Genomic DNA, 8414 nt, shown 5'->3' on the forward strand with positions numbered 1-8414 from the left:
ATTTCTTCCAAATTACGCAAACTCAGGGCGTAGGCTAGATACCAACGCACGCACGGGGCGATGATATCAACAGGATAATGCAGACGTTTGAAGGCTTTTCGGATAAGGGGCATCGTTAGAACTCTCAACAAAAAATGACAGGTTACGGGGTTTGACGCTCAGTGGAACGGTTTCACACGTTAAGGGTTTTTATCCGATAAATCAAAACATTATGGACAGTGAAAATCATGGCCAAAATGGCGTCTTTTAAATCGAAAAACGACACATAGTACACTCAGATCCACTAATCGATTTTTCAGACAGATATTTTCGCCTAACGTGAGTTTTCATTCGACTGAACGTCAAACCCCTAATATTGCTCTCTGATAACCAGAAAACTTGCTATGGTCAATGTCGTAGCAATACCGCCCACGGTCATCAGGTACAACGTTAACCATCTGCTCACGGATCCAATGACGTTCTAAACCCTCATTCAGGACTAAACAGCCTTGTTGATTACCGTCCGAAGTACCGCCTATTCGGATCAGATTAAAATAATGGTCAAAGGCGATATTCATGTAGCCTCGTCGCTCGGTTGGATCTGCATCCTCCAACAATATTTTATGTGCGTACTCGCTGAAATCGTCACCACACTCTTCAACCAATAGATGGAAGCCCTCTTCGTGCTTTATCTTCAGCTCTCTTTTAAGCTTTTTCTTCCACATCCCGAACGGGCCACTAATTTTTTCCAGTTTCACGATCACCAAAAGGTCGTTATCAAACACCGCTGTGGCTTGAACCTGTTCACGTCCTAACAAAGAGACACAAAATATCTTCTTCTGAGTACTTATCGTCTCGTCTCATACTGTAATCAGGCCATGATGAACGTGGCAGAAAAATACCGCAGCAACAGGGAAATATTGCCATTTTTAGATTTCTTTGATTGGCTTAATATCTCGATATGTCAACTAGACGGATGCAAACCATCACTTATGCTCGTTATGTCTGCTCATGCTAATTGCTTTAAAAACCTTGCGTCAATTAGAGGGAACGGTTCTTATGATGAAAATAATGGCCATGATATTTATGTATTTCCAGCGCTCTGCCCCGAATGACATTTCGCCATGCTTTGATAAGTTGTCGTTCCTGCTCACGCCACTGTGACGATTGCAGCATCGTTTGTGCTTGTCCTATCGCCTGCCGTGGATCAACGGAAAGCTGAGCAAAGTATTGCTGCTGAAGTTGTTCAGGCGCATCAGACAACTCTGCTATCCGGCATCAGATTCACCGGCGGGTGCTGACTATCGGTATAGACCACCGTTTTTGCGCCGGCGGACAGTGATGCCACCCATCCCATCAGGAGCAGTAAACCCGGCTTTTTCATCGTGTCCTTTCCATGTCATAAAACATCGGAGCAGCGTGAAGAAAGCCGAACCAAAAGTCAGCAAACAATTCATTTTTGCAAAATGCAAAAAAACACCCCTGCCTCAGTGTTCTCTCTGCCATGGCGGATATCGTGAATGAGACTTTTCCCAAATCATAAGAAAATTGAATTTCATTAAACATGATAATTAATAATCCCGTACAATAATCCCCCGCCACTGACAAAATGCTGATTTTATATAAACTTTACGCATAACATGCCGATGAATTATTCATCGGTACATTAGGATAAAAAGAGAAAGCCAATGAAAAACAACAAGGAGTCTATGTACCTGCGGGAAAGAGCCTATATGAGGGAACTGGCTCAACGCGTGGCGAAAGAGTCGCCTCACCTGGCCGACTTTCTGCTTGCCTCTCATGATCCGGATATTGAACGTGTCTTCGAAGCGTTTGCCCTGCTGATCGCCCACTTACGGGATAAACTTGAGGATGATTTCCCCGAAATTACCCACGGCATTCTGTCCCGTATCTGGCCGCTGGCCCTGAGTCCCATTCCGCCTACGACGGTCATGCAATTTCATCCCACCGACGGAGAACATCAGGGCGCCGTTGATATCCCGGCAGGCACACCGGTTTCTGCCCATGTCAACGGGCAGTTACTCACGTTTAAAACCTGCCGTTCCCTGCATATCGAACCCCTTATCGTGCTGGACAGAGTGGTGAAGAAAACCGGCACGCACAGTGAGATAGTGCTGACGCTTTGCCAGACAGGCATGCCCTCCCCCGTCTGGCAAAGCGGGCCACTGTCTTTTTTCCTCGGTACGGACAGTGAACGGGCGGCACCATTAAGCCTGTGGCTGGATCAGCATATCAGTGACGTCAGCCTGAGAGTCCGGGGTGAACAGCGAAAACTGAGCTGTTTTCCTTATGGCTGGCACAATCTGTTCGATACCCCCATCCTGCCGATGGAAAAACACACTTATGCCGGGCTTCAGTCTCTCATTGAATATTATGCGCTGCCCCAGCTTTATAACTTTATGACGGTGGATATCAGCGACCACTGCCGTGAGGTGCCGTTGAATGCCGACGGCACCTTTGAACTCATTTTTCGTTTTGAAGGCGAATTGCCACTGGAAGACGTTGATGATGCCTTTATGCTGGGCTGCGTCCCGGCCATTCATCTGGAAAATCTGACCAGCCTCCCCATTCCGCTGACGCCAGAAAATCATCGTTATCCCCTGCCGCTCGGGGAGTCCGTGCGATTGTTCCGGCTGCGCGATATTCAGGTTATTCAGCAGCCCGATGAGAAACAGCAACGCGGCACGCCATACCGCTACCTGCCCATTGACCAGTTTACCCCGGCAATGGGCTGGCTGGCAGAAGACGGGGAAGCGGACACTTTTTACTACCTGCTCCAGACAGCGCGTGATTTGCCGGGAAGGCTGACGCACCAGCTCCATTTTTTTGACCTGACCGGCCGACCGGCCGTGAACTTACCGGAGATCGCCGTCGCCTGTCATTCCTGGGGTTACCATGAACAGGCCATCGCGCTGGAAAAAGGCACCCTCACCGTGATGCAGGAAGGTTCCCCGTCCCATCTCAATGGGCACAATATTACGCCGGTCGCCACCGATTACCCGTCGATGTTACAGGATAATTCCGGCTGGCCGCTGCTTTCCTGCCTCTCCAGCCCGCCGGTGTTGTTATTTACTACCGAAAGCCTGAAACATTTCCTCCGCCTGTTTGACCCTTACGCCGAACTCAATCGTCCGCTGAGCCGCCATATCCGCCGGCATATTGACGGCATCGTCCGGGTGGAGGAACGCCTGACCGACAGGATGTATAAGGGCAGACCCGTCCGGGGTCACCTGTTGTCACTCACGCTGAACCCTGACGGCTACGCCAATCCGGGGGAGATGTACCGTTTCTGCCGGTTGATTAATCAGGCCATGGCCTGTTTTGTCGGCCAGTCCACCTTCGTCAAGCTGGATGTGTATACCCCGAACCGTCACAAAGCCCTGTGGGCATTCTGGGAAGTCTATGGATTACGCAGAGATATGTAAGCCATAAAGAAAGCACAATAAGGAGCAAAACAAAACATGGTGAATATGATGAATAAGCTGTCCTCTGCCAAAAGTGGATTGCGGTTTACTTTTCAGGTCGCGGGGCTTCCTGAAGATACGTTCAGCGTGGGGGAATTTTCCCTGCAGGAAGGGTTATCTGAGCTGTTTACCCTGAACCTGACGCTGGTCAAAACCCATAGTCTGAATCCGTTCAAGCCCTTAGACGAGGTGGATTTGACCGCCTTGTTGATGCAGGAAGCGGTGTTACAAATCTTTAATGGGGAACTCCAGCAGCGCAAAATCACCGGTATCATCGCCCACGCTGACTGGGCAGGCACCGACGGCAATAAAACCCTCTATACCCTGACGGTTCGCCCCGCCCTCTGGCGCCTGACGCTCAATCAGGACAGCCGGATATTCCATCAACAAAATGTGCCCGCCATCCTGAATGGCCTGCTGAAAAAGCACCGGGTACGCGCCGATTCCAAACTCTACGATACCCATCAGGACAGGGAATACACCACCCAGAAACGCGAGTCGGATTATGCGTTTTTCAGCCGTCTGGCCACAGAAGAAGGCATCAGTTTCTGGTTTGAGGATGAAACGTTGTTTTTCAGTGACAGCCACCTGGGGATGACAGCCGGGTTGCCGCTGGTTTACAGCCCGCAACCGGAAACCGCCCATGGGATAGATACGATTTATCAGGTGCGGTTAGGGGTCGGAATGAGTCCGCAACGCAGCCTCCACAAAGACTTTAACTACGACAACCCGCGTTATCACCTTTCCCATATGGAAAGCAGTGAAGGCTTTCGCGACTTTGGCAGCCAAACCCCCTATACCGTCTTTGAAAGCTACGGCCGTTTCCAGAAAGATGCGGCAGCCAAACCGTTCTTAAAATACCGCCATGAAGCGCTGGATAACCAGAAAAAGACCGGCAGCGGAAACAGTAACTGCATCAAACTGATGCCGGGTAAAATCTTCGAGATCAAAAGTCATCCGCACGCCCCGCTGAATGCCCGCTGGCAGATTGTCGGTATCAGCCATCATGGACGCTGCCCACAGGCACTGGGTTATGATGGCGGTGATGGCACGACACTTTCCAACCAGTTCAGTTTTATCGACGGTCTCGCCGACTGGCGTCCGCCGTTCTATTACAAGCCCTTAGCAGATGGCGATGAAACCGCCATCGTCGTGGGTCCCGAAGGAGAAGAAATCTTCGTCAATAAAGACGGAGCAATTAAAGTGCATTTCCACTGGAACCGTTACGACAAGGCGGATGATGGCGCATCCTGCTGGGTGCGAGTCGCACAGGGCTGGAATGGTCATGGCTTTGGCTTTATGGCGATACCGCGCATCGGGCAGGAGGTGATTATCTCCTACCTCAACGGCGATATTGATCGGCCGATCGTGACGGGCTGTGTGTATAACGGCCTGAACCGCCCGCCACTGGATTTACCGGCACAGAAAACCCGCACGACCTTCAAGACCAAAACCCATAAAGGCAAAGGCTTTAACGAGCTGCGCTTTGAGGATGCGAAAGGCAGCGAGGAAGTCTATATCCACGGCCAGAAAGACTTTACGGCACATATCGAAAACGATGCCTACTGGCATATCAAACATGACCAGAAACAGCGCATCGATAACAACCGCTACCACGATATCCGCGCCGATGACCATCATCAGGTCGCCGGTTCACGCAAAATCACCACCGAAGGGGATGTGTCACACCGGATTGCCGGCAGCCAGCATATCCAGACGGGAGATGCCACTGTGATTGATAGCGGGCAGGAAATCCACCTGAAAAGCGGCGGCAAAATGGTATTGGAAGCGGCATCGGAAATTACCCTGAAAGTGGGCGGCAGTTTTCTCAAAGTGACCCCGGGCGGGATTTTGTCTTCACCGATTAATGTCGGGCAAGGATCAGGCGGCAGCGGACGCGGGGTGGACCTGCAACTGCCGGAGGGCGTGGAGCCGTTGCCGGAGGTGGAAATGGTATTTCCGGCACATCCTTATTGCCCAGAACTGGCACAACAAGACGTCAGTCCCGTTATTAAACCAGCCAAGGAGTAACCGTAACAATGGAAAATGCAATTCCCGTAGAGGACACAGGATCCTCGGTAAGTTGGCAAGAATGGCTGAATAAATCTAATGATGCGCCCGTGTTCTTTATCCTCAATTCGCTGGCGAAACCTGATCCGGTGGCACACTTTTATCTCAATGACTGGGTAGAAGAAGCTTTTCCGCTATATAGCGGTACGCCGATGCGCAAAATGTTGAAACAAAGCCCGTGGCTGGTGCAGGCGAAAGTCAATAATTTATTTCAGATTGGTGCCGTGCTAGATAAACATGAACTCAGTGACAACAGCTGGGGTTGGGCTTATCGAAGCCATAAGTCGTGGCAGGAACAGCTTACCCACTGGCAACGACGACAATTGGTGATGTTGAATGGCGAACAAGTGATATTTCGCATGATGGATACACGGGTATTTGGCGCGATGGTATCGGCCTTCACGCCCTGTGACTGGTCACTGATGCTGACTCCTGTCACGGAACTCATGATTGACCTGCCCCAGACCACACGTTTCCACCGTCCGAAGGAATGTGGACAAGGCAATGACGATATTCCTTTTACATTGGGCGAACACCTACAACTGGTTTGGCTGCATTCGCCTTATGGCCTGAAAGTCTTAACCAGCTCTCTCTATAACGATCTATGGGAAAACCACGGTGTAATGGCGAAGAAATTGGATCAGCCAGAAGGCAGTTTAGAACCCCGGATTGAGCAGTGGTTGAGACAAAAGCTGGAAGCCGGACAACGTATTGAAAATATGTCCGGTCAGGATTATCTATTGGCTATGGAACAAGAAAAATAACAGGAGCACCTATTTATGAGTAATGCCAATTCAGTTTATTGTTCTGACTGCCTGGGAATGTTAAAGAACAAAATAGAAATTCAGCTTGTTGATGAACACAATAAGCCCATTTCTGATATGCCCTATATTTTAAAAAATAGTAAAGTTGAGCGTGAGGGAATGACGGATGGAAACGGAATGATCCGAGCAGATAAGTTGCCTGCTTCTCCTATACGTTTATTTCTCGGTGGGCAAAAACTTGCCGATGAAATGGAGAAACGACCATTACGATCATTGCGTGGTGAGTCTCATTCAACAGTCAAGCCAGATGCTGAATCCAAAGGTTATTTTTATCGTTATGCTGTCATTGGTGAGTTGTGTGACAAAGCCCCTGATATTGCAGAGTGGAAACAAGCTAAGTTTGGGCTACCTTATTACCATTTTCCGAAAGAAGATGAATTTAAAGGATTAGAGTTTTACGGTGAGGATTTTAATCAACGTCATGTGATTGAGGTCTGTCCGTTTAGAGCATGGTCTTTAATCCTAAAACATACACCAAGCTACGATATAGTGAATGCGTATAACCTAGGACTCATGTCCCTATTGGTGTATAAGGATGAAGTGATGGTTGACCCAGATTCTTCTGATATTAATATGAGGGAATATATTAATACTCCCGATACGGCCACTTCTTTTTTCTACCAGCAATGCTTTGACTTATCAAAACCCCCTGTTATTAATGATCATTCCGAATATCCCGCGATTGTAAACGATGTCCCCTTTAAAGAACGTTATCGGCCGGCAATATTCCTGGATGTTAAACAAGTGGAAACGCCTGAAACGTTTGAGCATGATACTCAAATGTTTTTTGTTGAAAATGAAACGCAAATTATTGTGGCATGGCGAGGGACAGCAAGCTCGAGAGATGCGCTGACGGATGGGACTTATCGCCCCATTTCATGTCCAGAGAATATTCTTCCCGGTGGAAAAGCCAAGGTTCATAAGGGTTTTTTAGAAGCTTATCAGTGCATGGAGAAATATTTTAAAAAGAGAATTACACAAATCAAAGAATCATCACAAGATATTAATCTTAAGGAGTTATTTATCTGCGGTCATAGTTTGGGGGGAGCACTGGCTTTATTGCATGCCACAGAGCTAAGAGAGCATAAGCCGCTCCTTTATACGTATGGAATGCCGAGAGTCCTCACTGGAAGTGGCGTTAAAGCCTTAACATCACTGAATCACTTCCGACATGTCAATGATGCCGATACTGTAACGAGCGTGCCATTTGATACCAACATGGATAACTGGTTATTTGAAGTTTATGGGCCACTCGGAACCATTTTTGGCTTTAGCTGGACTTTGGCAACATTACCCACCATTCCAATACAAAAATCTCTCCCCGAGATTGGTGAAGTCTATTATCACCAAGGAAATACCGTGAGCTTCTTTCAGGCGAGGCAAATCGGTGAAGAAAGAATTCCAAGTAAGAATGGTGTCGGTTTTACGGGTAAAAAAAGATGGCGCATGAATGGCATCTATAAGTTTTATTTAGTTCCGAGCATAGCTAATTCATTAGATAAAGGACTAAAGAATGAACAACAGGAATATGTGGACTTATTCAAGGGAGACAAATCTGTTATCGATGAAATATTCCCACAATGGAATAATCCTGATTTAGATACGATTATGACGACGGCAACAGACCATTTTATGGGCAGTCAATATCAAGCCATTATAAATAATCAATTGCTCAGTTTCTTAGCGCCAACGAAAACGCCTAAGCTAATAGCTTCAAAAGAGAAATTTGATGAATTAATACATCATCAAGATGCCTCTCCACTGAGTGCAAAACGTAACACTACTTTTATGGCACTCGAAAATAAACTGCACAATATTTTTGAACAAGATGTTAACCAGGATGAATTATTGAAACGCGCTCTTGAGCGATACAAGGAAAAAACCCATGAAATCTCTATGCAATAAAAGCGTATTATCCTCCCTACTTGCTGTGTTTTTCATACAAGGATGCGCGCAAAGCGGATCATTTTCTCCCCCAGTTAATGGAGAGAATATTCATTTTACGGCCACTATGCCTGACGAGTTGGATGCCTTACCCATTTCAGCCATGTATCGT

General features: G+C 47.8%; 7 protein-coding genes and 1 pseudogene. 4 read left to right on the forward strand and 4 right to left on the reverse strand.

Annotated elements, in window-relative coordinates:
• The 4 genes and pseudogenes from NXS07_RS17525 to NXS07_RS17540 form a co-directional block, all read right to left on the reverse strand.
• A pseudogene (locus NXS07_RS17525) lies at positions 1-113 on the reverse strand (IS6 family transposase); the annotation flags it as partial.
• Positions 114-341: 228 nt separating this feature from the next.
• Positions 342-797: a hypothetical protein gene (locus NXS07_RS17530; RefSeq protein WP_258087271.1), complete on the reverse strand. Its 456-nt coding sequence runs from the start codon at positions 795-797 to the stop codon at positions 342-344.
• Positions 798-1020: 223 nt separating this feature from the next.
• Complete coding sequence (locus NXS07_RS17535; protein WP_258087272.1) at positions 1021-1242, reverse strand: DUF1525 domain-containing protein; 222 nt, start codon at positions 1240-1242, stop codon at positions 1021-1023.
• The gene (locus NXS07_RS17540; RefSeq protein WP_258087273.1) at positions 1235-1363 is read right to left on the reverse strand and encodes a hypothetical protein; all 129 of its coding nucleotides are present in this window, start codon (positions 1361-1363) and stop codon (positions 1235-1237) included. Before NXS07_RS17540 ends, NXS07_RS17535 begins: the two co-directional genes overlap by 8 nt.
• A 304-nt stretch (positions 1364-1667) precedes the next feature.
• Here NXS07_RS17540 and NXS07_RS17545 point away from each other — a divergent pair, with 304 nt between their 5' ends.
• From NXS07_RS17545 to NXS07_RS17560, 4 genes are read left to right on the forward strand one after another with little or no spacing between them, the layout of a single operon-like run.
• Positions 1668-3425 (forward strand): type VI secretion system baseplate subunit TssF, encoded by a 1758-nt coding sequence (locus NXS07_RS17545; protein ID WP_258087274.1) that lies wholly within the window; start codon positions 1668-1670, stop codon positions 3423-3425.
• Positions 3426-3470: 45 nt separating this feature from the next.
• Positions 3471-5495, forward strand: a complete 2025-nt coding sequence (locus tag NXS07_RS17550; protein WP_258087277.1) for a type VI secretion system Vgr family protein — start codon at positions 3471-3473, stop codon at positions 5493-5495.
• A gap of 8 nt (positions 5496-5503) precedes the next feature.
• Entirely contained in the window at positions 5504-6298 is a 795-nt protein-coding gene (locus NXS07_RS17555) for a DUF4123 domain-containing protein (protein ID WP_258087275.1), read from the forward strand.
• Positions 6299-6313: 15 nt separating this feature from the next.
• Positions 6314-8263, forward strand: coding sequence for a lipase family protein (locus NXS07_RS17560; RefSeq protein WP_258087276.1), 1950 nt, complete (start codon positions 6314-6316; stop codon positions 8261-8263).
• Positions 8264-8414 lie beyond the last annotated feature (151 nt).

It is taken from the genome of Xenorhabdus bovienii (genome assembly GCF_024721015.1).
GTDB classification, from domain to species: domain Bacteria; phylum Pseudomonadota; class Gammaproteobacteria; order Enterobacterales; family Enterobacteriaceae; genus Xenorhabdus; species Xenorhabdus bovienii.